Annotated in this window: 24 protein-coding genes; 12 read left to right on the top strand and 12 right to left on the bottom strand. The window is 72.9% G+C overall.

From position 1 onward, the window contains the following. Positions 1 to 7: 7 nt before the first annotated feature. Positions 8 to 640, bottom strand: a complete 633-nt coding sequence (locus FKD65_RS32925; RefSeq protein WP_240809714.1) for a TetR family transcriptional regulator — start codon at positions 638 to 640, stop codon at positions 8 to 10. A 190-nt stretch (positions 641 to 830) separates the two neighbouring features. Here FKD65_RS32925 and FKD65_RS32920 point away from each other — a divergent pair, with 190 nt between their 5' ends. The 3 genes from FKD65_RS32920 (at position 831) to FKD65_RS32910 (ending at position 4805) form a co-directional block, all read left to right on the top strand. Next, entirely contained in the window at positions 831 to 2351 is a 1521-nt protein-coding gene (locus FKD65_RS32920; RefSeq protein WP_141582183.1) for an FAD-binding protein, read from the top strand. Positions 2352 to 2473: 122 nt separating this feature from the next. After that, the gene (locus tag FKD65_RS32915; RefSeq protein ID WP_205718316.1) at positions 2474 to 3436 is read left to right on the top strand and encodes a ferritin family protein; all 963 of its coding nucleotides are present in this window, start codon (positions 2474 to 2476) and stop codon (positions 3434 to 3436) included. A 187-nt stretch (positions 3437 to 3623) separates the two neighbouring features. Further along, positions 3624 to 4805, top strand: coding sequence for an alpha/beta hydrolase (locus FKD65_RS32910; RefSeq protein ID WP_141582181.1), 1182 nt, complete (start codon positions 3624 to 3626; stop codon positions 4803 to 4805). 12 nt (positions 4806 to 4817) lie between these two features. On the opposite strand, the gene hsaA is transcribed toward FKD65_RS32910, so the two are convergent. Then, positions 4818 to 5984, bottom strand: coding sequence for a 3-hydroxy-9,10-secoandrosta-1,3,5(10)-triene-9,17-dione monooxygenase oxygenase subunit (hsaA, locus tag FKD65_RS32905; RefSeq protein WP_141582179.1), 1167 nt, complete (start codon positions 5982 to 5984; stop codon positions 4818 to 4820). Between the two features lie 143 nt (positions 5985 to 6127). Between hsaA and FKD65_RS32900 the strand changes: the two genes are divergently transcribed. From FKD65_RS32900 to FKD65_RS32885, 4 genes are read left to right on the top strand one after another with little or no spacing between them, the layout of a single operon-like run. Next, entirely contained in the window at positions 6128 to 7288 is a 1161-nt protein-coding gene (locus tag FKD65_RS32900) for a Rieske 2Fe-2S domain-containing protein (protein WP_141582177.1), read from the top strand. Then, positions 7285 to 7527 (top strand): ferredoxin, encoded by a 243-nt coding sequence (locus tag FKD65_RS32895; RefSeq protein WP_141582174.1) that lies wholly within the window; start codon positions 7285 to 7287, stop codon positions 7525 to 7527. Before FKD65_RS32900 ends, FKD65_RS32895 begins: the two co-directional genes overlap by 4 nt. A gap of 40 nt (positions 7528 to 7567) precedes the next feature. After that, the gene (locus tag FKD65_RS32890) at positions 7568 to 8356 is read left to right on the top strand and encodes an SDR family oxidoreductase (protein WP_141582172.1); all 789 of its coding nucleotides are present in this window, start codon (positions 7568 to 7570) and stop codon (positions 8354 to 8356) included. Positions 8357 to 8391: 35 nt separating this feature from the next. Next, entirely contained in the window at positions 8392 to 9258 is an 867-nt protein-coding gene (locus FKD65_RS32885) for an alpha/beta fold hydrolase (protein WP_141582170.1), read from the top strand. Here FKD65_RS32885 and FKD65_RS32880 read toward each other — a convergent pair. The 7 genes from FKD65_RS32880 to FKD65_RS32850 form a co-directional block, all read right to left on the bottom strand. Further along, positions 9250 to 10848, bottom strand: coding sequence for an AMP-binding protein (locus FKD65_RS32880; RefSeq protein WP_141582167.1), 1599 nt, complete (start codon positions 10846 to 10848; stop codon positions 9250 to 9252). The genes FKD65_RS32885 and FKD65_RS32880 overlap by 9 nt on opposite strands. 13 nt (positions 10849 to 10861) lie before the next feature. Then, positions 10862 to 12328, bottom strand: coding sequence for an FAD-dependent oxidoreductase (locus FKD65_RS32875; RefSeq protein WP_141582165.1), 1467 nt, complete (start codon positions 12326 to 12328; stop codon positions 10862 to 10864). Positions 12329 to 12333: 5 nt separating this feature from the next. Then, positions 12334 to 13245, bottom strand: a complete 912-nt coding sequence (locus FKD65_RS32870; RefSeq protein ID WP_141582163.1) for a VOC family protein — start codon at positions 13243 to 13245, stop codon at positions 12334 to 12336. Between the two features lie 111 nt (positions 13246 to 13356). Then, positions 13357 to 14541 (bottom strand): acyl-CoA dehydrogenase family protein, encoded by a 1185-nt coding sequence (locus FKD65_RS32865; RefSeq protein ID WP_141582161.1) that lies wholly within the window; start codon positions 14539 to 14541, stop codon positions 13357 to 13359. A gap of 21 nt (positions 14542 to 14562) precedes the next feature. Next, the gene (locus FKD65_RS32860; protein WP_141582159.1) at positions 14563 to 15591 is read right to left on the bottom strand and encodes a ferredoxin--NADP reductase; all 1029 of its coding nucleotides are present in this window, start codon (positions 15589 to 15591) and stop codon (positions 14563 to 14565) included. Next, positions 15588 to 17279, bottom strand: a complete 1692-nt coding sequence (locus tag FKD65_RS32855; RefSeq protein ID WP_141582157.1) for an FAD-binding protein — start codon at positions 17277 to 17279, stop codon at positions 15588 to 15590. Before FKD65_RS32855 ends, FKD65_RS32860 begins: the two co-directional genes overlap by 4 nt. Further along, positions 17276 to 18145, bottom strand: coding sequence for an alpha/beta fold hydrolase (locus tag FKD65_RS32850; RefSeq protein ID WP_141582155.1), 870 nt, complete (start codon positions 18143 to 18145; stop codon positions 17276 to 17278). Before FKD65_RS32850 ends, FKD65_RS32855 begins: the two co-directional genes overlap by 4 nt. Positions 18146 to 18429: 284 nt before the next feature. Between FKD65_RS32850 and FKD65_RS32845 the strand changes: the two genes are divergently transcribed. Continuing rightward, entirely contained in the window at positions 18430 to 19029 is a 600-nt protein-coding gene (locus tag FKD65_RS32845; RefSeq protein ID WP_141582153.1) for a flavin reductase family protein, read from the top strand. Between the two features lie 74 nt (positions 19030 to 19103). Here FKD65_RS32845 and FKD65_RS32840 read toward each other — a convergent pair whose 3' ends face one another. Continuing rightward, positions 19104 to 20144: an IclR family transcriptional regulator gene (locus FKD65_RS32840; protein ID WP_240809713.1), complete on the bottom strand. Its 1041-nt coding sequence runs from the start codon at positions 20142 to 20144 to the stop codon at positions 19104 to 19106. Between the two features lie 178 nt (positions 20145 to 20322). Between FKD65_RS32840 and FKD65_RS32835 the strand changes: the two genes are divergently transcribed. The 4 genes from FKD65_RS32835 to FKD65_RS32820 all read left to right on the top strand — a co-directional run bounded on the left by FKD65_RS32835 (position 20323) and on the right by FKD65_RS32820 (position 22878). Further along, complete coding sequence (locus tag FKD65_RS32835) at positions 20323 to 21195, top strand: TIGR03619 family F420-dependent LLM class oxidoreductase (RefSeq protein ID WP_141582151.1); 873 nt, start codon at positions 20323 to 20325, stop codon at positions 21193 to 21195. Beyond that, the gene (locus tag FKD65_RS32830; protein WP_141582149.1) at positions 21192 to 21683 is read left to right on the top strand and encodes a nuclear transport factor 2 family protein; all 492 of its coding nucleotides are present in this window, start codon (positions 21192 to 21194) and stop codon (positions 21681 to 21683) included. The genes FKD65_RS32835 and FKD65_RS32830 overlap by 4 nt, the downstream gene beginning before the upstream one ends. A gap of 176 nt (positions 21684 to 21859) precedes the next feature. Further along, on the top strand, positions 21860 to 22504 hold the full coding sequence (locus FKD65_RS32825; protein ID WP_141582147.1) for a type II toxin-antitoxin system antitoxin SocA domain-containing protein: 645 nt from the start codon (positions 21860 to 21862) through the stop codon (positions 22502 to 22504). Then, complete coding sequence (locus FKD65_RS32820) at positions 22504 to 22878, top strand: type II toxin-antitoxin system PemK/MazF family toxin (protein WP_141582145.1); 375 nt, start codon at positions 22504 to 22506, stop codon at positions 22876 to 22878. The genes FKD65_RS32825 and FKD65_RS32820 overlap by 1 nt, the downstream gene beginning before the upstream one ends. 12 nt (positions 22879 to 22890) lie before the next feature. On the opposite strand, the gene FKD65_RS32815 is transcribed toward FKD65_RS32820, so the two are convergent. Continuing rightward, a complete protein-coding gene (locus FKD65_RS32815; protein WP_141582143.1) occupies positions 22891 to 23691 on the bottom strand; it encodes a maleylpyruvate isomerase family mycothiol-dependent enzyme in 801 nt (266 codons plus the stop codon). A gap of 83 nt (positions 23692 to 23774) precedes the next feature. Beyond that, entirely contained in the window at positions 23775 to 24686 is a 912-nt protein-coding gene (locus tag FKD65_RS32810) for an SGNH/GDSL hydrolase family protein (RefSeq protein ID WP_141582140.1), read from the bottom strand. Positions 24687 to 24709 lie beyond the last annotated feature (23 nt).

Genomic DNA, 24709 nt, shown 5'->3' with positions numbered 1-24709 from the left:
TCCCCTCTCAGGTGTGGGCGCCGCCGTCGCCCGGGGCGTTCGAGCGGGGTGCGAGCAGCAGCCGGCAGGCGAGGCGGATGTCGCTCTCGACGTCGGCCATGGACGCGCGGCCGTTCAGGCTCGACTGGAGGACGCCGTACCAGCACTGCATCAGCAGCCGGACGAGCGTGACGTCCTGCGCGGTCGGCACCTCGATCCCCACGGCCCGCAGGAGGATCTCCCGGAACGTGGCGTCGATGTGGACGGTGTCGGCGACGGTCGCGGCGTGCGCGGTGTTGGACGCGTGCAGCATCGACGTCGACAGGACGGGCTGCGCCATGAGGTGGCGGCTGGCCTGCACCAGCATGTCGGCGACCGCGTCCTCGGGGCTCGTGCCGGGCGCGGGCTCGGTGACCTGGTCGCGGAGCCGGTCGACCTGCTTGGCCATGACCGCGGTGAACAGGTGGACCTTGGACGGGAAGTACCGGTACAGGGTGCCGATCGCGACCCCGGCGGCCTTGGCGACCTCGTGCATCTGGACGCGTTCGAGGGACTTCTCGGCACCGATGCGCGACGCGGCGCGCAGGATCCGCTCGCGCCGGTCGTGCTGCTCCGGCGAGCTCGGCTCGGCGGACAGCCTGCCCGCTGCGATCCTCGCCACGGTCCTCCCCAGGTCCCTTCGTCTCCCGACCCGTTCCCGCGCTGCCGGTTCCCGTCCTGCCAGGGAACAATATCCGTGCTCAGGGGCGTACCCGCGAACGTCCGTACCGGTCAGTGGGACCGTCCGGCCCTCCCCGCGCGGGCCTCGCTCTACGGTGTGCGCGCGCCGAGATCCCGAGGTCGGAGGGCACATGGGACGAGCCGGGTGGGACGAGGAGTACGACGTGGTGGTGGCCGGCTCCGGGGCCGGGGCGATGGCGGGCGCGCTCGCCGCGGCGTCGGGCGGGCTGCGCACCGCCGTCCTGGAGAAGACCCGCCTGCTCGGCGGGACGTCCGCGTACTCGGGCGCGGCGATCTGGCTGCCGGGGACGCGGGTGCAGGAGCGCGCCGGGCTCGGCGACTCGACCGAGGGCGCGCGCGAGTACCTGCGGGCGCTGCTGGGCGACGCCGAGGAGGAGCGCCGCGAGGCGTTCCTCGAAACGGCCCCCGAACTGGTGGACTTCCTGGAGAAGGACCCGGCGGTCGAGTTCCGTTTCCAGGCGTTCCCCGACTACTTCGACGCGCCCGGACGCCTGGACATGGGGCGCTCGTTCGTCCCGGTGGAGCTGCCCGCCGAGCGGCTCGGCGACCTGGCCGCGCTGGTCCGGCCGCCGGTCGACCGGGACAGGGCGGGACGGGGGCACTCGGCGTCCAGGCCGCTGGCGCAGGGCCGGGCGCTGATCGGGCGGCTGCTGCTGGCGATCACCGCGACCGGCGCCGGCGAGGTCCGCACCGGGACCGCGCTGACCGACCTGGTCGTGGAGGACGGCAGGGTGGCCGGGGTCGCGGCGGTGACCGCCGAGGGCCCGGTGCGGCTGCGGGCCGGGCGCGGCGTCCTGCTGGCGGCGGGCGGGTTCGAGGCGTCCGACGCGCTGCGGGCCGAGCACGGCGTGCCGGGCGGCGCGGGCTGGACGATGGCGCCCGACTGCGCGAACACCGGCGACGCGATCGAGGCCGCGGTCCGGATCGGCGCGTCCACCGGCCTGCTGGACCAGGCGTGGTTCTGCCCCGGTCTCGTCACGCCGGGCGGGCGGCCCGCGTTCACGCTCGGGTTCCGCGGCGGGCTGATCGTGGACGCCTCCGGCCGCCGGTTCGCCAACGAGTCCCTCCCCTACGACCGGATGGGACGCCTGATGGCCGCGGCCGAGGGACCGTTCCACCTGGTCTGGGACTCGCGGTCGGACGGCCTGCCCGCGGTCTCCGTACCGCCGCTGCGGGCGCAGGAGCAGCTCGCCTCCGGCGCCTGGGTCCGGGCGGGCGCCCTGGACGAGCTGGCCGGGATGATCGGAGTCCCGGCGGACGCGCTCGCCGGCACCGTCGAGCGGTTCAACGGCTTCGCCGCCGGGGGCGTCGACGAGGACTTCCACCGCGGCGAGGACGCCTACGACCTGTACTTCTCCGGCGGCGGGCCGTGCGTCGTGCCCCTCGACCGGCCGCCGTACCTCGCGGCGCGGGTCGTCCTGAGCGACCTCGGGACGAAGGGCGGGCTGCGCACCGACGCCGACGCCCGCGTCCTGGACGGCTCGGGCCGCCCCATCGCCGGCCTCTACGCCGCAGGCAACACCAGCGCCTCGTTCACGGGCCCCGTCTACCCGGGTCCCGGCGTGCCGATCGGGTCGGCGATGGCCTTCGCCTACCGCGCCGTCCAGGACATCAGAAGGAACGGCGGCTGAGCCGCGCGCTGTGCCACCTTGACCCTCTATGGGCCCTGTGCGGGTGGTGCCCATGACCGTCGATCACTACATGTAGTACTTGTTCGACTACATATGGTGAACGATCGTCCGAGAGGAAGAAGATGACCACGTCAGGGCTCACCCGGACCCGCGCCGGCCTCGTGGGGGCGGCGATGCTGATCGGAACCTTGGTCCCCGCACAGGCCGCCTCGGCCACCGAATGGCCCAGGACCATCGAGAACACCCTCACCGCGATGCACGGTGAGGCCATGGCGCATGCGAGCTACCACTTCTACGGCGAGCAGGCCGGGTACGAGCATCTGCCCCAGGTGCGCGTCCTGTTCGCGAAGACCGGGGAGACCGAGCTCCACGACCACTTCACGCAGGAGGCGCGCCTCATCCACTTCGTCCGCGACGACCCCGCCAACCTGCGCGAGAGCATCAAGGGCGAGGTGGAGGAGGCGACTCGCACCTACCCCCGCTTCGCCGAGGAGGCGCGCGAGGACAAGGACTACAACGCCGCCCGCCTGTTCACCGAGCTGGCCGGCGACGAGAGGACGCACGCCCGCAACTTCACCGAGGCGCTCATGGCCATCACGCGCCACCGCGGGGAGATCCCCGAGGGCCCGACCGTCGAGCCCGTCAGGGTCGTCGCGGGCAAGCCGAAGGTGCGCTCGCCGAGGACGCTCCGCAACCTGGAGACCGCCCTGCGCGGCGAGTCGTTCGCGAACGCCAGGTACACGGTCTACGGCGAGCACGCCAGGGTCCGGTACCCGAAGCTCGCCCGGCTGTTCGAGCGCACCGCCGCGGTCGAGCTGACCGAGCACTTCGCCGAGCTGGCGAACCTCGCCGGGTACGTCCACCGGACCAGGGAGAACCTGCGCAAGAGCATCGCGGGCGAGACCTACGAGGCCACGACGATGTACCCGGGCTTCGCCCGCACCGCCCGGGAGGAGCACGCCTTCCGCGCCGCGGCCCTCTTCACGGAGATCGCCGGTGACGAGGCCGCCCACGCCCGCGCGTTCAAGCGCGCGCTCCACGGCCTCGACCACGACCACGACCACGCGACCCGCAACGACACCTGACACCACCCCGGCGCACGCCCCACGGCGCGCGCCGGGGTCACACCTTCCGGCGGTCGGTACCTACCAAAGTCGGAGACGGCGCGGCCTCGCGGCGGATGCGCGGACCGCCGGCCCGGCGCGACAGTCGTCGGGCGGACCGCGCCGGAGAACCGGCACGCGGCACGGAGAATCGGAAGCCGAGGTGCCGGTGCCCATCGGATACCAGATCACGTTGGTCCTCGTCGGAGTGCCGGTCCTGCTGGCCCTGTGGCCGGTCCGTCGCCCGGCCAGGCTCGCCGAGCCGGCCTTCCTTCTGAGCCTGGGGATCAGCGAGGTCCCCCAGCTCGCCTTGCTGCCGCTGGCGGCGGCCACGGCGCTGACGGCCCTGGAGGGGGATCTGGACGCGTTCGGCTGGACGGCGGCGGCGCTGGTCGCGACCGGCTGCGTCGTCATCGCCGTGCGCGGCCACCGCTCCGCGCGGACCCTTCGGCGGGCCTTGGACGACGGCCTCGGAGACGGCTGGCGAGCCGCCCTCGCCCCCGGCCCGGCCGCGGCACTCCGCAAGCACCGGCCGTACATGCGGATGCTGGCCATGCCGTTCCGGTCGCGCCCCCGCGCGGTGGCGAGGGTGCGCGACATCGGCTACGGCGAGGCCGGACGGCGCAACCTGCTCGACGTCTACCATCACCGCTCCCGCCCCTGCGGCGCTCCGGTCCTGATCCACCTGCACGGGGGCGGTTACCGGCGGGGAAGGAAGAGCACGCAGTCCATGCCGCTCGTCCACCGGCTCGCGCGCCAGGGCTGGGTCGTCGTCAGCGCCGACTACCGGCTGCGCCCGGCCGCGTCCCACCCCGACCACCTGATCGACCTGAAGAAGGTGATCGCGTGGGTGCGCCGGCACGGGCGGGAGTACGGCGCCGACCCGGCGGCACTGTTCGTATCGGGCAGCTCGGCGGGCGGGCACATGGCCCTGCTCGCCGGCCTCACTCCCGGCGACGCGGCCTTCCAGCCGGGATTCGAGGACGCGGACACCTCGGTCACCGCGGTCATCGTCTTCAACGGCTACTACGGCGCCTACTACGGTCAGGGCGACGGCTCGGCGCCGGCGGCCCACCTGCGGCCGGACGCGCCGCCGCTCCTGCTGGTGCACGGCGACCGGGACACGATCGTCCCGGTGGACGGCGCGCGGAAGTTCGCCGCGCGGTGGCGGGAGGTCAGCGCCGGGCCGGTCGTCTACGCGGAGCTGCCGTGGGCGCAGCACTCGTTCGACCTGTTCCATTCGCTGCGCTTCGAGGCGGTCGTGGACACGGTCGAGGCGTTCGCCGCCTGGGTGCGTTCGCCGGACCGGCGACCGCGCCCCGACCCGTCGCCGGTGACGGACTCTCCCTGATGGTCCCGCCGGTCAGACCAGGTTGTCCTCTACTTTCAGGCCGAACTCGCCGCGGCCGTACATGGAGAGGGCGTGCTCCACGTCGTTGGCGACGTGGACGCTGCCCGCGTGGGCGTCGCGCCAGGCGCGCTCGATGACGTTGCCGCGGTGCAGGGAGTTGCCGCCGGCGGTCTTGAAGAGGATGTCGATGGCCTCGATGGCGCGCTCGGTGCCGCGGACCTGGTCGCGGCGGGCGCGCAGGCGCAGCTCCATCGGGATCTTCTCGTTGCGGACGGCGTACTCGTGGATCTCGCGGACGTTGCGGTCGGTCTGCAGGATCGCGGCGTCGATCTCCGAGGCGGCGCGGGCGACGGCGACCTGGGCGAACTGGTCCTCGACGAAGCGGCCGCCGCCGAGGCTGAGCCGGATCCGGTCGCGCATGCGGGTCACGTACAGGTCGTGGCAGCCCGCCGCCATGCCGATGACGCTGGCGGCGACGGTGCTGGTGAAGATCGTCCCGAACGGCATGCGGTAGAGCGGGCCCGTGTTGACCTTGCGGCCGGGGTTGCGCAGCTGGGCCTGCTCGAAGTTGCGCATCGCGCGGTGGGACGGGACGAACGCCTTCTCCACGACGATGTCGTCGCTGGCGGTGCCGCGCAGGCCCATCGAGTCCCAGACCTCGGCGATCTCGTAGTCGCGGCGCGGGACGAGGACGGTCATGAAGTCGACCGGGCGGCCCTCGGCGCCGACGACGAGCGCGCCGAGCAGGGCCCAGGAGGCGAACTCGCAGCCGGAGGAGAACGACCAGCGCCCGGTCATCTCGTAGCCGCCGTCGACGGGGGTGAGGCGGCCGATCGGCGCGTAGGAGGAGGCGATGAGGGTGTCCGGGCCGGCGCCCCACACCTCGCGCTGCGCCTCGTCGGCGAACAGGCCGAGGTGCCAGGAGTGCACGCCGAGCACCGCGGCGACCCAGCCGGTCGAGCCGCAGGCGCCGGAGATCGCGCGGATCACCTCGTAGAAGGCGACGGGGTCGTCCTCGGCGCCGCCGTACCGGGTGGGCTGGAGCATCCGGAACACCCCGGCGGCCGTCAGCTCCCGGATCGTCTCGGTGGGGATGCGTCCCTTCTCGTCCACGGACCGGGCCCGCTCGGCGATGCCGGGCAGCAGTCCGCGCACGGCCTCCAGGACCTCGTTGCTCATCCCCGCTCCTTCCCTCGTACGGCATTTGCAGGAGACCATGGTCGCGCGCCGGCGCGGGGACGCGCGTCCCGGCCACCGGGACTCGGCGGCCCCGACGGTGACCTGCGACCTAACGTTCGAATCACCCGTCCATCGCCGAAGGGATGATCCACGTGACCGCAACCGAGTCGGACGCCGTCCGCGCCATCGAGGCCGGGGCGATCCAACGCCGCTTCGCCCGGGGGTGGCACTGCCTCGGGCTGGCCGAGAAGTTCCGGGATGGCAAGCCCCACACGGTCAACGCGTTCGGGCAGAAGCTCGTGGTCTTCACCGGAGAGGACGGCAAGACCAACGTCCTGGACGGCTACTGCCGGCACATGGGCGGGGACCTGTCCCAGGGCACCGTCAAGGGGAACGAGATCGCGTGCCCGTTCCACGACTGGCGCTGGGGCGGCGACGGCCGCTGCAAGCAGATCCCCTACGCGCGCCGCGTCCCGCTGCGGGCCCGCACGGCCGCGTGGCCGACGATGGAGCAGGACAAGCTCCTGTTCGTCTGGAACGACCCTGAGGGCAAGAAGCCGCCGGAGGACGTCACGATCCCCGTGGTCGAGGGCGCCACGCGCGACGACTGGACCGACTGGCGCTGGACGGAGACGGTCGTCCACACCAACGCCCGCGAGGTCATCGACAACGTCGTCGACATGGCGCACTTCTTCTACATCCACAAGTCGTTCCCGACGTACTTCAAGAACATCTTCGAGGGCCATGTGGCCACGCAGATCATGAAGGGCCGGACGCGCGAGGACGCGCGCCGGGAGGGCGGGGGCGGCGGCGGGCCGCGGATGCTCGGCAACACCTCCGTCGCGTCCTACCACGGCCCCTCCTTCATGATCGACGAGCTGACGTACCACTACGAGGGGTACGACCTGCACTCCGTCCTGATCAACTGCCACTACCCGATCGACGAGAACTCGTTCTCGCTGCACTCGGGGATCATCGTCCAGCACAGCGACGCGCTGCCGCCCGAGGCGGCCGAGGCGACCGCGCAGAAGCTGTCGGAGTTCATCCTGCTCGGCTTCGAGCAGGACATCGAGATCTGGCGGAACAAGGCCCGCATCGACAACCCGCTGCTGTGCGAGGAGGACGGCCCCGTCTACCAGCTGCGCCGCTGGTACGAGCAGTTCTACGTGGACGTCGCCGACGTGACGCCGGAGATGACGGACCGGTTCGAGTACGAGATCGACACGACCCGTCCGGTGGAGTCCTGGCAGAAGGAGGTCGACGCGAACATGGCCCGCCGGGAGTCGGAGGGGGCGTCGGCGTGACGACCCGCCAGGACGAGCGCCTCCTGGACGGTCCGCTGCTGCCGGTCCGCTGCCGCCGCTGCGCCGCCGAGGTGCTGGTGCGCAAGTCGAGCTGGGAGCAGACGAGCATCCAGTGGAACGCCGAGGCCAGGGAGGCGTGCACGGGGCTCGACGACCCGCACGCGACCTGCCCGGCGCTCCGCTCGGCGATCCAGGAGGCCGCGCTGAACGGCGCGATCACGGTGGTCGAGGCCGAGTGAGGGGAAGCGGCGCCCGGACGCCGGACCTGGACGGGGGACGATGATCGACCGATACGGCCCGTGGGCCGTGATCGCCGGCGGCTCGGAGGGCGTCGGGGCGGCGTTCGCGCACCGCCTCGCCGACGCGGGGCTGAACCTCGTGCTCATCGCGCGCAAGCCGGGGCCGCTGGCGGAGACGGCCGAGGCCGTCCGCGCGAAGGGCGTCGAGGTGCGCACCCTCGAACTGGACCTCGTCGCTCCGGACCCGGTCAAGGCGGTCCGCGAGACGACCGACGGCCTGGAGGTCGGGCTGCTGGTGTTCAACGCGGGCGCGAACAGCTACGGGCACGAGTTCGTCACCGGCGACCTGGAGCGCTTCCAGGGCGTCATCGACCTCAATGTCACCGCCCAGCTCGCGCTGACGCACCACTTCGGCGCGCTGATGAAGGAGCGGGGGCGCGGCGGCATCCTGCTGGTCGGGTCCCTCGCCGGGTACATGGGCCAGGCGCAGATCAGCGTCTACGCTGCGGTGAAGGCGTTCGGGCGCGTGTTCGCCGAGGGGCTCTGGCTGGAGATGCGCGAGCACGGGGTGGACGTCCTGGAACTGGTGCTCGGCGTGACCCGCACCCCCGCGATGGAGCGCGCGGGCCTCGACATGGACATTCCGGGCCTGAACGTCGCCGAGCCCGACGACGTCGCCCGCGAGGGCCTCGAACACCTGGGGGACGGCCCCGTCTGGGTCGCGGGCGGCAACTACGACATGGCCCGCAAACGCGCCGGTTTCCCCCGGGAGACGCTCGTCGCCGGGGCGCACGCGGCGATGAGGCGCCTGCTTCCGGAGCCGTCCTGACACTCTCCGGAGCCGGCGTCCGGTAGGGATGGAGCATGTCCGTTCACCATGCCTCCGTTCACCATGCCCGCGTCCCGGTCGCCGCCGGGCACTCGCTGCACGTCGCGGAGTCGGGAGACCCCTCCGGCCGCCCGTACCTGTTCCTGCACGGCTGGCCCGAGTCGTGGCGGACGTGGCGGGACGTGATGGCCGCCGCGCCGCCCGAGGCCCGCGTCATCGCCGTCGACCTGCCCGGAATCGGCGAGTCGGCGGGGGCGACATGCGGGTCCAAGCGCGACCTGGCATCGGTCATACACGACCTCGTCCGGCACCTGGGCCTGGACGACCTCACCCTGGTCGGGCACGACGCCGGCGGGATGGTCGCCTACGCCTACCTGCGCCGGTACGAGGCGGCGCGCGTGGTCATCATGAACACGGCGATCCCGGGCGTCGCCCCCTGGGACGCGGTCGTCGCCAGTTCCGCCATCTGGCATTTCGGGCTGCACGCCGTCCCCCGCCTGCCGGAGACCCTCGTCCGCGGACGCCAGGCCGAGTACTTCGACCACTTCTACGACGTGCTCTCGGTGGACCCGTCCAGGATCACGCCCGACGCCCGGGCCGCCCACGTGGCCGCCTACGGCACCGAGGAGGCCCTGACCGCCGGCTTCGACCTCTACCGAGCCTTCTCGCAGGACGCCGACGACAACGCCGCCCCGACGGGCACGGTCGGCACACCCGTCCTCTACCTGCGAGGCGACGGCGAAGGCGGCGACATCACCACCTACGCCGAGGGCCTCCGCAAGGCGGGCGTCGAGAACCTGACCACCGCGACCATCCGCGACGCGGGCCATTTCTCCCAGGAGGAGCAGCCCGACCAGGTCTGGGCCCGCATCCGGTCCTTCGCCGAGGCGACCTCAGGCTGAACCCCGGAGGACGTAGGTCCCGTCGCGGTGCTCGTAGACGGGGCCCGGAGCGTCGCGGCCCTCAGCGCGGAGGACGCGTTTGACGACCTTGTTGGTCGGGGTGCGGGGCAGCGCCTCGACCACGCGGACGTAGCGGGGCGCCCACTTCGTGCCGAGGTCCGGCTGGGCGGCCAGGAAGGCCGTGAAGGCGCACGGGTCGAAGGCCTGGCCCGGGGCCAGGGTGACGGCCGCCATCACCTGGTCGCCCACGCGGTCGTCCGGGACGGCGTAGACGGCGACGTCGGTGAAGGGCTCGAAGCGGGCCAGGAGGCGCTCGACGGGGGCCGCGGCGAAGTTCTCGCCGTCCACGCGCAGCCACTCGTCGTCGCGTCCGGCGAAGTACCAGTAGCCGTCGGCGTCGCGGTAGGCGAGGTCCCCCGACCAGGTCCAGCCGTTGCGGACGCGCTTCGCCGTCGCGTCGGGGTTGTTGTAGTAGCCCTCGAACTTGGCGGCGCCCATCGTGTCGACGATCTCGCCGATGGCCTCGTCGGCGTTGAGGAGCACGCCGTTCGCGTCGAACTCGGCGGGCGGGCACTCCCGCAGCGTCTCCGGGTCCATCACGACGGTGCCCGCCTCGGCGACGCCCAGCGAGCCGGGCGGCGTGCCCGGGACGCGGTTCAGGCGGATCTCCCCCTCGCTCGACCCGTAGGAGTCGATGACGGTGCAGCCGAAGCGGCGGGCGAACGCGTCGATGTCGCGCTGCGCCGCCTCGTTGCCGAACGCGATGCGGAGCGTGTTGTCGGCGTCGTCCGGCTTCTCGGGGACGGCCAGGATGTAGCTGAGCGGCTTGCCGACGTAGTTGAAGAACGTGACGCCGTAGCGCCGCACGTCCGGGAGGAATCCCGAGGCCGAGAACCTGCGGCGCAGGACGATGCGGCCGCCGGCGGCCACGGCGGGCGCCATCCCCGCCATGAGGGCGTTCGAGTGGAACATCGGCATGACCACGTAGAACACGTCGTCGCGGGTGAGGCCGCGCCGGTCGCGCTGCTGGACGGCGATCCGGCCCAGCCTGCGCTGCGTGCATATCACCGCCTTGGGCGCGGACGTCGTCCCGGACGTGAACACCAGCGAGAAGATCGTGTCGGGGTCCACCGGGGCGGGGGCCGTCAGGCGGGCGGAGGCCAGGCGCTCGGCGTGCGCGGCCGTGTCGACCGCCAGGGACGGGACGTCCACCAGCCCGTCGAGCAGCGGCGCCCGGGACGTCTCGGTGACCAGCAGCGCGCAGTCGGTGTGGGTGATGTCGCGGGCCAGCTCGGCGCCCCGCCGCGTCGGGTTGAGCTCCACTACGGGGACGCCCGCGAGCGCCGCGCCCAGCAGCCAGAACAGGTGCTCGGGGCCGTTCTCCAGGAACAGCCCGACGTGGCCGGGCAGGTCGCGGACGAGCGAGGCCCGCCGCAGGGACTCCGCGACGACCTCGCGCCACGTCCAGGAGCGGTCCTCGAAGCACAGGCCGGTCCGGTCGTCGCCGCCGCGCGCCGCCACCAGCTCCGCGAACGCGGCCTCGCGCGCCGGGCGGTCGTCGCCGAGAACGGCGGTCCTCTCCTCCTGCATGCCTCTCCCCGCCTCAGTCCCGGGCGGCGGCGCGTCCGGCGCGGCGGCCGAAGAACGTGCCGTCGCCGAGGGACGTCCCGCTGACGTAGCCCTCGCCGTGGATGCCGGAGGCCGTGCGCCCGGCGGCGTACAGGCCGGGGATCGGCTCGCCGGAGTTGTTGCGGACCTCGCCGTCGACGGTGGTGTCCAGGCCGCCGAGGGTGAAGCCGCCGGCGCCCGTCCCGGCGCCCTGCCTGCCCGCGCCGAAGAACCCGTCGGCGGGGTCGATCGCCGCGAACGGGCCCTTCAGGGGACGCAGCCACCTGGGGTCCTTGTGGAAGTAGGGGTCCTCGCCCCTCTCCGCGAACCGGTTGTAGGTCTCGACGGTCGCCTCCAGCGAACCGGGCGGCAGGCCGAGGGACTCCTCCAGCTCCGCGACCGTCTCCGCCGCGTGCTTGGGCCGGACGCCCCACATGTCGGACTCGGCGATCTCGTCGTGCCCGGCCTCGTCGATGATCGCCCAGTAGGGGCCGGGCTGGTGCTGGACGGCCCGGTGGCTGAACAGGCCGGGGTAGACGTCCTCGTTGATGAACCGGCGGCCGAGGCCGTCCACGAGCATGCCCCGGCAGATGACGGCGGGATTGGCGGTGAGGGCGATCTCCACCGCCGCCATGCGGCGCGTCGCGGCGCCGAGCGCGGTCGCCATCCGGATGCCGGACCCGTCGCTGGTGCCGTCGCTGACCTTGTCGTGCCCGAGCAGCACCGGGGCGTGGTCGGCGAGCATCTCCTCGTTGTCGACGAACCCGCCGGAGGCCAGGACGACGCCCCTGCGCGCCCGGTAGGCCACCCGGTCCGCGAACCTGCGCGCGGCGACGCCGGTGACGCGGCCGCCGTCGTCCACGACGAGGTTCGTGGCGTAGGTGTCCTGGTGGCAGGCGGCGCCCGCCTCGGCGGCGGCCGCGATCAGCTTCTCCATGAGGATGCCGCCGGCGAACATCGGCGCCTCCGGCCGGTGGCCGCGCGGGACGGGCCGGGCGATCGTGTTGTACGGCCAGGCGTTCTCGCCGAGCCACATCAGGCCGTCCTCGGTGTACGGCATCCAGCCCGGCGCGTCGAACAGGCTCTCCTTGAACGGGACGCCCCGCGCGCGGAACCACTCGAAGTGCTCCACGCTCCCGTCGCAGTACAGCCGCAGCTTCTCCTCGTTCGCGTGCGGGCCGAGCGCCGCCTTGAGGAACGCGAACATCTCGTCGGGCGTGTCGTCGAAGCCGCAGGCCTTCTGCACCCGCGTGCCGCCGCCGAGGTACAGCTCCCCGCCCGACTGGGCGGACGTCCCGCCGGGGCCGCTCGACCGCTCCAGGACCAGCACGTCCGCGCCCGCCGCCGCGGCCTCATGCGCCGCGGCGGCACCGGCCGCTCCGAAGCCGACCACCAGCACGTCGCACTCGTGGTCGAACTCCACCTCCGCGGCGCGCAGCGGCTCGACCGAGGGTTTCGCCACCGGCGTCAGCCCTTCTTCGGCGGGGTGAAGGCGGCCAGCGGCTCGGACCCCGACCAGTCGTGGCCCCAGTAGCTGTCCTTGGTGATCTCCTCGGCGGTGTAGTGCGCCTCGTCCACGAGCAGGCCCTCGCAGCCGTACTCGACGTCCCAGCCGCCGGGGGCGCGGACGTAGAACGACACCATCTTGTCGTTGGTGTGGCGGCCCAGCGTGGAGGAGATCGAGAAGCCCCGCCTGGTCACGGTGTCGAGCGCGATGCCGACGGCGTCCAGCGTGTCGACCTCCACCATCAGGTGGACCAGGCCCGGGTCGCCGTCGAACGGCGCCGGGCAGATCGCGAGGCTGTGGTGGCGCTGGTTGACGCCCATGAACCTGACCTTCACGCCCCCGCCGCCGACCTTCATCGAGCCGCGGGGCAGGAACCCGAGGACCTCGGCGTAGAACGCGGTGGTCTCGGCGAACTTCGGCGTGGGCAGCACGACGTGGCCCATGCCCATCCCGCCGGTGACGAACTTCTGCGCGAAGCCCGTGCGCACCGGGCTGTGGTCGAGCACCGGCCCCCAGAACACCTCGACGGGCGTGCCGCCCGGGTCGGTGAACGCGATGGCCCCCTCGGCGTCGCGCTCCGCCGCCTCCTTCGGCGACAGCTCCGTCACGGCCGTCCCGGACTTCTCGACGGCCTCGCGGACGGCGGCCAGCGCGTACTGGTCGCGGACCTCCCAGCCGACGGCCAGCACCCGGTCGCTGTCGCCGGGCAGCAACCGCAGGCGCGACCGGCGCTCGTCCATGCGCAGGTAGAGCCCGTCCGGGTCGGGCCCGCTCCCCTCGGCGAACCCGAGCCCGTCCAGGGCGAACTCACGCCAGCGGTCGATGTGGCGGGTCTGGACCTTCAGGTATCCCAGCCCTCGGATCTGCGTCACTGTCCTCGGTCCCTTCTGGATGGCGGCCCGCGCGGCGGGCGTGCGGTCTGGGGCGCGGCGTGCCGGGCGGTGGAGGCGCCCACTCTCCCGGCACGCCGCGAGTCGGCGGGGTCAGATCATCGAGCGCATCGGGCCCTGGGGCGGCTCGACGTCCAGGTCCGTGAGCGCGGAGACGTGGTAGACCGAGCCCGGGACGTGGATGGCGTGGGCGAGGCCGACGTGCGCGTCCCGCCAGAACCGCTGGATCGGGTTGTCGCTGCGCATCGCGTTGCCGCCGGACCGGACGACGATCTCGTTCATCGCCTGCACCGCCCGCCACGCCGCGCGGACCTGCGTGCGGCGGCCGGCGGCGCGCTCGGCGAACGTCGGCTCGTGCCCGGCGGCGACCATGTCGTACATCCGCGAGCAGTTGTCGAGCAGCGCCGTCCGGGACGCCTTGATGTCCTCGGCGGCCTCGCTGATCGCGTACAGCACGTACGGGTCGTCCTTGATCTTCGTGCCGGTGATCTGGACGCGGTTGCGCTGGTAGGCCAGGTGGTGGTGCAGCGCCCCCTCGGCGATGCCGATGACCGCGGCGGAGATGCCGAGCGGGAACACGCAGGAGAACGGCATCAGGTAGGACGGGTTGGTCAGCCCCGCCTCGCGCGGCGCCGAGCCGTCCACGACCTTGGAGTACTCCAGCGTCCGGTAGGACGGCACGAACGCGTCCTTGACGATGATGTCCTTGCTGCCGGTGCCCTTCAGCCCGGCGACGTCCCAGGAGTCCTCGACGATCTGGTAGTCCGAGCGGGGCAGGATCATGTGCAGCGACCGCGGCGGCAGCGCCATCTTGCCCTCGTCGTCGCCCAGCATCGCGCCGAGGAAGATCCAGTCGCAGTGGTCGGTGCCTGAGGAGAACTGCCAGCGTCCGTTGAAGACGTAGCCGCCGTCCACCGGCCGGGCGATGCCCATGGGCGCGTACGGGGACGCGATCCAGGTGTCGGGGTCCTCGCCCCAGATCTCCTCGCGCACCTTCGGGTCGGCGTAGGCCATCTCCCACGGGTGGACGCCGACGATGCCCGCGATCCAGCCGGTGGAGCCGTCCAGGGAGGCGATGCCCATGACCGTCTCGGCGAACTCGCGGGGGTGGACCTCCAGGCCGCCGTGCGCCTCCGGCTGGAGCAGCCGGATGACGCCCGCGTCGCGCAGGATCCGCGCCGCCTTGTCGTCGAGCCTGCCGAGCGCCTCGTTGGCGGGGCCGAGCTCGCGGATCTGCTCCGCCCTCTCCATGATCGTGTCAAGCACGCGGTTGGCCATCGCCGTCTCCCGTATGTGTCGTCAGCCGTCGTAGGTGATCTTCAGCCGGTCGGTGACCGGCCTCGCCTGGCAGGCGAGGATGAGGCCGTCGGCGAGATCCTGCTCGTCGAGGACCGTGTTGGCGTCGAGGGTGACCTCGCCCTCCAGCGCCACGCAGGCGCAGGCCGAGCAGGAGCCCTCCCGGCAGGAGAACGGGGCGTCCACCCCGGCGCGCAGCAGCGCGTCGAGGAGCCGCTCGGACTTGGGCCACGGCACCGTGCGGGTCTCGCCGTCCATCTCGACCTCGATCTCGCCGGCGTCGCCGTCCTCGCCGCCCTCCGCCTGCTCCTGCGGCGCCTCGGGGCCCTCGAAAGGGTCGCCCTCCAGTGAGAAGAACCGTTCGACGTGCACGCGCGCGCCGAGGCCGGTGAGCGTCCCGGTGACCAGGTCCATGAAGATCTCGGGCCCGCACACGTACACGGGGCGCCCGGCGTAGGGCCCCGCCAGGGACCGGACGGCGGCGGCCGTCGGGAGCCCCTGCACCGACTCCAGCAGGTGGACGACGGTGAGCCGCTCCGGGTGGCGCTCGGTCAGCTCCCTCAACTCGTCGGCGAAGATGACCGACCGCTCGTCGCGGTTGGCGTAGAGCAGCGCCACCTTCCCGGTGCCGCCCGCCAGGCACGACTTCAGGATCGACATGACGGGGGTGATGCCGCTGCCGCCCGCGACGAGCAGCAGGTCCTCGTCCAGGGAGGGCGGCGTGAAGGTGCCCGCCGGGCGCAGCACCTCCAGGACGTCGCCCGCCGTGACGTTGTCGCAGATCCAGTTGGACCCGAGGCCGCCCGCGACCCGCTTCACCGTCACCTTCAGCCGGTCGTCGGTGAGCGGTGAGCTGCACAGCGAGTAGCAGCGCGCGGCCCAGCCCCCCTCGGCCGGCACCCGGACGGTGAGGAACTGCCCGGGACGGTAGGTGAACCGGCCCCGGTCGCCCTCGACGGGTTCGAGGACGAGCGAGTGGGCGTCGGCCGTCTCGTGGACGACCTCCACCACCCGCGCCTTCAGTGCCGTCATGAGCTTTCCGCGGCCTTCCCGGCGGGCGTGCCCGCGGCGTGCAGGGCGGCGATGTAGCCGAACACGATGGCAGGGCCGATCGTGGCGCCCGGGCCCGCGTACTCGTTGCCCATCACCGACGCCGACGAGTTGCCCGTCACGTACAGGCCCTCGATGGCCGTCCCGTCCTCGCGCAGGACGCGGGCGTGCTCGTCGGAGACGAGGCCGCCCTTGGTGCCGAGGTCGCCGACCTCCATCCGGAACGCGTGGTACGGCCCGCCCTCGATCACGTCGAGGTTGGGGTTCTCCAGGTTCGGGTCGCCGTAGTAGCGGTCGTAGGCGGAGTCGCCGCGGCCGAACTCGGGGTCCTTGCCCTGGCGCGCGTACTCGTTGAACGTCTCCACGGTCTCGGCCAGCGCGTCCGCCGGCACGCCGATCTGGCCGGCCAGCTCGGCGAGGGTGTCGGCCTTGAACGCGATGCCGGCCTCGTAGAACGCCTTCGGGATCGGCGCGCCCGGCAGGATCTGCGCGAACGGGTAGCGCGCCCTGGCCTTGGCGTCCATCACGAACCAGCAGGGGACGTGCCCGCCCTCCAGCTGGTCGTGGACGAAGTTGACGTACGGGGCCGACTCGTTGGTGAACCGCTTGCCGTCCTGCCCGACGATGACCGACCTCGGGATGCACCGCTCGGACAGCAGCGGGATCACCGCCCCCGCCGGGTGCCGGACGGCGGGCATCCACCAGGCGTCGTCCATCAGGTCCAGCGCCGCGCCGACGCTCTCACCGGCGCGGATGCCGTCGCCGGTGTTCTCGCGGGCGCCCATCGCGAAGTCCTCCTGGCCGCCCTTCGGCAGATACTTGTCGCGCATCGCCTGGTCGTGGTCGAAGCCGCCCGTCGCGAGCAGGACGCCCTTGCGCCCGCGGATGCGCAGCGTCTCGCCGTCCCGCTTGACGACGACGCCCGTGACGCGCCCGTCCTCGACGACCAGCTCGGTCATGGCGGTCTTCAGCCAGAGCGGGACGCCGGCGTCCTTCAGCGCCATCCGCAGCCGCGCGGCGAGCGCCCTGCCGCCGGTCGCCATGTGGCGGCGGCGGACCATGTTGGACGACACGCGCCAAGCCGCGACCAGCGACGCGCGCCGGCCCGTCCAGGTGCGCTTGGCCATCGCGAGGTCGTGGTAGTCCTTCGCGGTGATCCACAGGCCGAGCGGGCCCTTCATGCTGTTCGGCCGCTGGAAGCGCTCGTCGTCGCCGAGCTTGCGGGTGTCGAACGGCTTGGCCTCGATGGACCGGCCGAGCGGCCGCCCGCCCTCGTACTCGGGGTGGTAGTCGGCGTAGCCCTTCGTCCAGAAGAACTTCATCCACCTGCTCTTGCAGAGCAGCTCCATCGCGGCGGGCCCGTGGTCGACGAACGCGTCCAGCCGCGCCGCCGGGACGCGCCCCTCGGTGAGCCGGTCCAGGTAGGCGCGGATCGACTCGCGGCTGTCGTCGTGGCCCCGCGCCTTCAGCGTCGGGTTGTTCGGGATCCAGATGCCGCCGCCGGAGATCGCGGTGGAGCCGCCGAACTTCTTGCCCTTCTCCACGATCAGCGCCGAGAGCCCGGCGCCCGCCGCGGTCAGCGCCGCGGTCATACCGCCGCCGCCACTGCCCACGATGACGAGGTCGTACTCGTGGTCCCAGCCGCTCCCGCGGTCCTCGCCGCCGCTCATTCCTCGTCCTTCCGGGTCAGGAACGCCAGCACGGCGCTCTCCCAGGCGGACTTCTGCTCGATCATCACCCAGTGCCCGCAGTTGGGGAAGATGTTCACCTGGACGTCGGGGATCGTGCGCATCGGCACGAGCACCATGTCGACGGGGCTGACCCGGTCGTCGCGGCCCCAGGTGATCAGGGTCTTGGCCTTGAGCTTGTGGAGCATCGCCCAGTACGGCGGCTCGTTCGAGGCCGCCATCGCCTTGGCGCGGGCGGCCATCGCCTTCGACCCGTACATGCGTCGGGCGCTCGCGAGCGTGTCCGGATCGGTGGCCTGCCGCCAGCGCTCCTCGATCATCTCCTCGGTGACGATCCGCGGGTCGTACACCATCGAGTTCAGCCAGCGGACGAGGCCCTCGCGGGTCGGGTCGTCGGTGAACTCCGCCAGGAGCCTGATCCCCTCGCCGGGCGCGGGGCTGAAGACGTTGCTCCCGATCCCGCCGATGGTGACCAGCCGCCGGACGCGGTCGGGGTGCCGCAGGGCCACCTGCGCCGCGACGATGCCGCCCATGGAGTTGCCGATCACGTCGACCTGGCCGAGGCCGAGGCCGTCCAGGAACCGGACCACGGCGCCGCCGGCGGCCATCATCGGGTGCTCGTCGGTCGGGTCGCTGACCCCGAACCCGGGGAACTCCAGCACCAGGCACCGGAAGTGCTCGGCGAACCGGGCGAGGTTGCCGCGGTAGTTGCGCCAGCCCGTGACGCCGGGACCGGAGCCGTGCAGCATCAGCAGCGGCGGGCCCTCCCCGGCCTCGTGGTAGCGCAGGACGCCCTGGTCGGTGGCGAGCTCGCGCAACGTCGACTCGTAGGTCAGCTCCGCAGGCATGATCTCCCAGTCCTTCGACGGTGGCTTGTCCGGAACGTAATCGGCGGGGCGGCGAGGTCACGGCCCGGATCCCGATCAGCGGGACCCTGGTCCCGGGGCGGCTCCGCCGGGCCGCCGGGGCGCCCGCTTCCACTCATCGGGATCGGGGCGCGTGGCCGCGGCGGGGCGTGCCTACGTTCGGGTGCACCGGTCGCCGCTTGACCGGTGCCGGGTAGGTACCGCTTAGTGGGAATGCCGCATAGTGGACCCGACCGACCGCAAGCTCGCAGCCCCGAGGTGAGAAGATGCCAGCCGAGCCAGCGTTCACGCCCCTGCACGACGCCACGGCGGACGCCGCGGCCGCGCCGGTGCCGGCGGACTTCCGCCAGGCCATGGCGGAGTTCGCGACGGGCGTCACCGTGATCACCGCCATCGACGGCGGCGAACCGGTCGGCTTCGCCTGCCAGTCGTTCGCGTCGGTCTCGCTCGACCCGCCGCTGATCCTCTTCTGCGCCGACAAGCGCGGCCGCTCGTGGCCGCGGATCCGCTCGGCCGGGCGGTTCTGCGTGAACGTGCTCGCCGAGGAGCAGCGCGAGCTGTGCGAGCGCTTCGGGTCGAGCCGGGGCACCAAGTTCGAGGAGCTGGACTGGGAGGAGTCGCGGTGGGGCGCCCCCGTGCTGCCGGACGTCCTGCTCGCGGTCCACTGCGTCGTGCACGACATCCACGAGGCCGGCGACCACGAGGTGGTGATCGGGCGGGTCCTCGCGGTGGACCGGCACGAGGTGGTCGACGGCGTGTGGCGGCGCCCGATGGTGTTCTTCCGCAGCCGGTTCGGCGTCGGGGAGCCCGACGCCCCGATCGCCCCCGACCCGTGGGGCATCGGCGACCGGTGGGGCTGGGGCTGAGATCGCGTCCGGCCCGCCCGCCGCATGTGAAGCGCCCGCCGCACCCGCTCCGCCCGCCACGACCGCTCCGCCCGTCACATCCAGTCGCCGCGCCCGTCGACCGCGAGCAGCCGGTTCATGGTCTCCGGTGACCAGCTGGTCTCCTCGCCGGTCCGGACCGCGCGCCGGGTGCGGCCGCCGGGGCGTCCCGCGCGGGCGCCCGGCGCCCAGCCGGGGAACAGCACCTGCGACGCCTCGCGGGCGGCGGTGACGACCAGCGGCGCGACGTTCTCCAGCGGCGCCCGGATGTCGCCGACCAGCGAGATGCCCGCGACCGGCCCCTCGGCGCCGCGGATCGCCGCGGCGACGCAGGCGATGCCCGGGTAGGACTCGCCGCGCTCGAACGCCAGGCCCCGGCGCTGCCGGATGCGGTGCAGCTCCTGATGGAGGATGCCCAGCTCGCCGATCGTGCGGCTGGTGAACCGGCTGATGCCCGAGCCGAGCAGCGCGTCCACCTGCTCGGGCTCCAGCCACGCCAGCATCGCCTTGCCGAGCGCGGTGCAGTGCGCGGGGGCGCGGCCGCCGACCCGGGACGGGACGGAGGTGGCCAGGCGCCCGCCGAGCTTGTCCAGGTAGAAGACCTCGGCGCCGTCCAGGACGGCCAGGTGCGCGACGAGCCCGGTGGTGACCTGCAACTCGTGCAGCAGCGGCGCGGCGGCCTCGCGGATCTTGCCGTGCCCGCCGTCCTGCCCGCCGAGGCCGAGGGCGCGCTGGCCGAGCCCGTAGCCGAACGAGTGGTGCGCGAGCCAGCGCTGCTTGACGAGCTGGTCCAGGATCCGGTGCGCGGTCGAGCGCGGCAACCGCGTGCGGCGGGCGACGTCCTCCAGGGTCAGCCGGGCCGTCGGCCCGTTGAACGCGTCGAGGATCAGCGTCATCCGCTCGATCATCGACGGCGGCGACTCCCGGCGCGCGTCCGCCCTCTGCGTCATGGCGTCCGCGTGGGTCATGGGCTCTGTCCGCATCGTCGCTCCCCGCCGGCTCACGGCCTCCGGCGTCATGGCCTCCGGCAGCGTCATGGCCTCCGGCAGCGTCACGGCCCCCGGCGTCGCTGCCTCCGGCGTCATGGCCTCGGTCATCGCACCTCCAGAACATGACTGAAATGAATTCTTGTTACCTGGAATGTAGCAACCGCTTGCTCATAGCGGAAGAGGGGCAGTAAGGGCAGGTCAGCCCGAGCATGCGGGAGCGGGACCGCGGCCCAGGTCGGACCGGGCGCCGTGATAGAACGTGTTTCTGCCGACGAGGGGAGCAGCGATGCGTGTCGGGATCGTCACGCCGGTGGCGGCCCAGCCGCCCGGCCGCGGCGCGTGGGAGCCGGACGCGGGCATCGAGGAGATGGCCCTGGTCGCCGAGACCGCCGACCGGCTCGGGTACCACCACGTGACGTGCAGCGAGCACGTCGCCGTGCCCGCCGAGGCGGCGGGAACGCGCGGCGGCGTCTACTGGGACCCGCTCGCGACGTTCGGTTACCTCGCCGCCCGCACTTCCCGGATCCGGCTCGCCACGCAGGTGCTCGTGCTCGGCTACCACCATCCGCTCGCCATCGCGAAGCGCTACGGGACGCTCGACCGGATCAGCGGAGGGCGACTCACGCTCGGCCTCGGCGTCGGCAGCCTGGAGGAGGAGTTCGACCTGCTGGGCGCGCCGTTCGCCGGCCGCGGGGCGCGCGCCGACGACGCCCTGGCCGCGCTCCGGGCGTCCCTGTCGCGGCGCACGCCGGAGTACCGCGGCGAGCACTACGCCTACTCGGGGCTGGTGGTGGAGCCGCACGCCGTCCAGGAGCGCGTCCCGCTGTGGATCGGCGGCCGCTCCGGCCGCTCGCTGCGCCGCGCGCTGACCGCCGACGGCTGGGTCCCGTTCGGCCTGCCGATGAGCGCCGTCGCCGCGATGCTCGCCGGCGCCGACCTGCCGCCCGGCTTCGACGTGGTGCTCGCGCCGCCGCGCCCGCTGGACCCGATCGGCGCGCCGGAGGAGTCCGCCGCGGCCCTCGCCCGGCTGCGCGAGGCGGGCGCGACGATCGCCGGCGTCCGCATGGAGGCCGGATCGGCGCGGCACTACTGCGAGCAACTCGCCGCCCTGCGGGAGCTGCCCGGCGGCCACGGCCTGGAGTTCGAGGAGGAGACGTGAGCGTCGAAGCCCGCCTGGCCGCCCTGGAGGAGCGGCTGCGCGCCCTGGAGGACGAGCGGGAGATCACCCGGCTGGTCCTGTCCTACGGTCCGCTGGTCGACGGCGGCTGCGCGTCCGAGGTCGCCGCGCTCTGGGAGCCCGGCGGCGTCTACGACGTCGACGAGATCCTCATGACCGGGCGGGACGAGATCGAGGCGATGGTCCGCTCCGGCGGCCACCAGCGCTGGATCTCCGGCGGCTGCGCGCACTTCGCCGGGCCGCCGCACGTCACCGTCGACGGCGACGAGGCCACCGCCGTCGGCTACACCCTGATGATCGTCAACCGGGACGGCTTCGTCCTGCGCCGCGCCACCGCCAACCGCTGGCGCCTGCGCCGCACCGGGGACGGCTGGCGCGCGGTCGAGCGCACCAACCGCGTCCTCGACGGCCGCGAGGAGTCCCCCGACCTCCTGGCGTCCCACTTCCCGGGCGCCGTCCGCCACCGCTGACCGCCCCCGAGGGAAGCCGCTTTACCCGTCCCGCGATGACATCATGCAGTAGTATGTCGATCACTTAGGGCAACGATTCCGAAGCGACACCCGGGCTGTACCCGAACCGGATCGAACATACTTTCGACAGAGCCGAAAGGGTGGTGGGCTTGAGCTGCGGACATACACTGGGCAGCGTGACGGCTCCTGCGCCCCTTCGCGGTCCGGCGGCGGCCATCGCCTACCTTCTGGCGTCCGCCCGAGCCAACGGCATGCGCGTGAACCGCACCAAGCTCACCAAGCTCCTCTACCTGGCCGACCTGCGAGCCGTCGAGCACGGCCTCCCGCCGGGCTCCGGCGTGGAGTGGAGATGGCGGTACTACGGGCCGCACAGCCTCCGCCTCAAGGAGGTCGAGCGCGACCTGCGGGACGCCGGGCACGTGGAGGTCGAGGGCACCGTCGATCCCTTCACCGGCAACTGCGAGTACACGATCCACCTGACGGACGCGCCGCAGACCGTCGTCGACGCCGCGTTCACCAGAATCGTGGACAGCGTCCTCGACGATTTCGGCGACTGGTCCGCGAGCCAGCTCCGCGACCTCACCTACCAGACGCCCCCCATGCAGGAGGCCGTCAGGCACGGCAGGCGCGAGGTGCGGCTCGACCTCTCCGGCGGGGCGCCCTACCCGGACCTCGGCCCCGGGCTCGCCCACCTGCGCGACTGGGCCGCGCGCAACCCCCTTCCCGCGGACGAGCCGGGCGGCGTCGACGACCTCGCCGAGGAACTGGACTACCTCGCCGAGGACCGCGCCGACGCCACGCGGCGGCTCATGGAGGAGTGATGCCCGGCCCTTACCTGGCCGGCGGCATCTACCTCGTCCCCGACAAGACGCTGCGCCTCATCCCCGAGGAGAGCAGGGAGATCCATGACGAGCGCCGCCCCGTGGTGGTGATCACCGGCGGCGAGACCAACGGGGACGCCGACTGGCCCTTCGTGCTCATCTGCCCCATCTCCGGCTCGACCAGGCGCCGCACCCGTTTCGACGTGCAGCTCTCCAAGGGCCAGGGCGGCGCCACCAAGAAGTGCTGGATCCGCGTCCCCGCCGTCCAGCCGCTCATGAAGGACGTCCTGGAAGATCGTGCGGGTGTTCTGGACGAGGAGTTGCTGACCCAGGTCCAGGGGCGGCTCGCGCAGTATCTCGGGCTCCTCGGCTGATCCGGGCGGGCGTCAGGGGGTGATGCCCATGGTGGCGACGATCCTGGCCGCCAGCTCGTGGTCGCCGTCGGCGCGGACGGTGACGTCGGCGGCGGTGGACCGGCCCGCCGTCAGCCGGGCGTAGGTCTCCCACTCCATGGAGATCCGCGCCGACGGGGACGCCGGGACGTCCGACCACGCGCCGCGGCCGTCCTCGCCGACCGTGACGGCCACCTCGAAGTCGGGCGGCCCGGAGATCGTGAAGGCGGCGCTCCGGCCGGGGACGCCCTCCGCCGCGCGGGAGACGATGCGGGGCAGGGCGCGGCTCAGCAGGTCCCAGAAGCACATCGCCGCGGGGGCGTCGAGGTTGCCGGGACGGCCGACGGCGCGGCGGATGTCCTGCTCGTGGGTCCAGCAGTCCATGGCGCGGAACTTGATGAACCGCGTGTAGGGGCCCTCCTTGCCGTCCGGGCACATCAGGACGCGGTCGGGGTCCTCACCGGCGATCTGCGCGAGGCGGCGTTCGAGCGCGTCGGCCAGCTCCGCGGCCACCCGCGGGCCGGGGACGGGGCGCCGCGCGTGCACGGCGGCCTCCAGGTAGCGGGCGAAGTCGTTGCGTACGTGGTCGAACTCGGGCAGCTCGACGGGCGTGGCGGGATCGCCGAGCAGATCGCGCTCCACCCCGACGATATGGGCGAGCTGGTCCTTGACCGTCCAGCCGGGGCAGTCGGTCGGCCGGCCCCAGTCGGCGTCCCGCAGCGTCCCGGCCAGCGCGAGCGTCGAGCGGATCGTCTGCTCGTAGGCGGCGGTGTTGGCGCGCATCTGCTCGTTCATTGTCAGCCCCTCCGTCGGCGGCGCCACGAAGCTTACGACCCGTCCCGGCGGAGAGGCCTCGCCGGGACGGGTCTTCGGGCGGTTCAGGCGCCGAGGGCGGCGCCGATGACGCCGGCGTAGGCGGCCTCTCCCTGCGCGTTCGGGTGGAGGGGCGCGGCGGCGTGGACGGGGACGTAGCCCTCGACCCAGCGCTTGGACGACGACTGGCAGGCGTCATGGCCGGCGCTGGGCGTGACCAGGTCGATGTAGGTGCCGCCGTGCGCGGTCGTCTGCTGGCGGATCACGTCGTTCAGGGCGTTCACGGAGCCCTGCAGGAAGTTGGCGTCCGTGGGCAGCACCGGCTGCACGGGCCAGCAGCCGTTCTGCTTGATGTAGAGGCCGTAGCCGGTCACGACGATGCGGGCCTGCGGGGAGCGGGCACGGATGCCGTCCAGGACGGCGGAGAGCTTGGGGCCGAAGTCGCGGGTGCGCTGGGCGACCTGCTCCTCGAACTCGCCCTTGCACGGGGTGGCGGTGGGGTCGAGGGTGGCGCAGTCCTGCGCGATGCCGACGAGGCCGACGTCGTTGCCGCCGATGGTGAGGGTCACCAGCGTGGTGGACGCCCTGAGGGCGTCGAGCTGCGGCGGGACCGTCCCGGTGTCGACGCCGCCGACGCTGGTGCTCTGCGACTGGGTCATGTGCGTGCTCTTGGCGCCGCTGCAGGTGACGTCGCGGAGGCTCGCACCGAGCTTGGACGCCAGCTCGTGCGGGTAGTTGTGGGTGGAGCGCCCGCAGCCGACCGGACCGGTGATGTCGGGGATGAGCGGGCCGGAGGCCATGGAGTCGCCGAGGGCGACGTACTCCACCGCGGCCGCCGAGGCGGGCACGGCCGTCCCGCCGAGGGTCGCCCCCGCCAGGACGAGCGCGCCGACGGCGCCCCTCACCACCCTGCTCTTGACGACCCGGCTCCTGACGATCCGGCGGGTGAACGGACGGCCGCTGAACAGAGGCTTCATGAGCTGACTCCCGGCGCCATGGA

Source organism: Actinomadura sp. WMMA1423, assembly GCF_006547145.1.
Taxonomy (GTDB): Bacteria; Actinomycetota; Actinomycetes; order Streptosporangiales; family Streptosporangiaceae; genus Spirillospora.
Note: the sequence above shows the minus strand (reverse complement) of the source record. Positions and strands in the feature narration are given on the sequence as shown.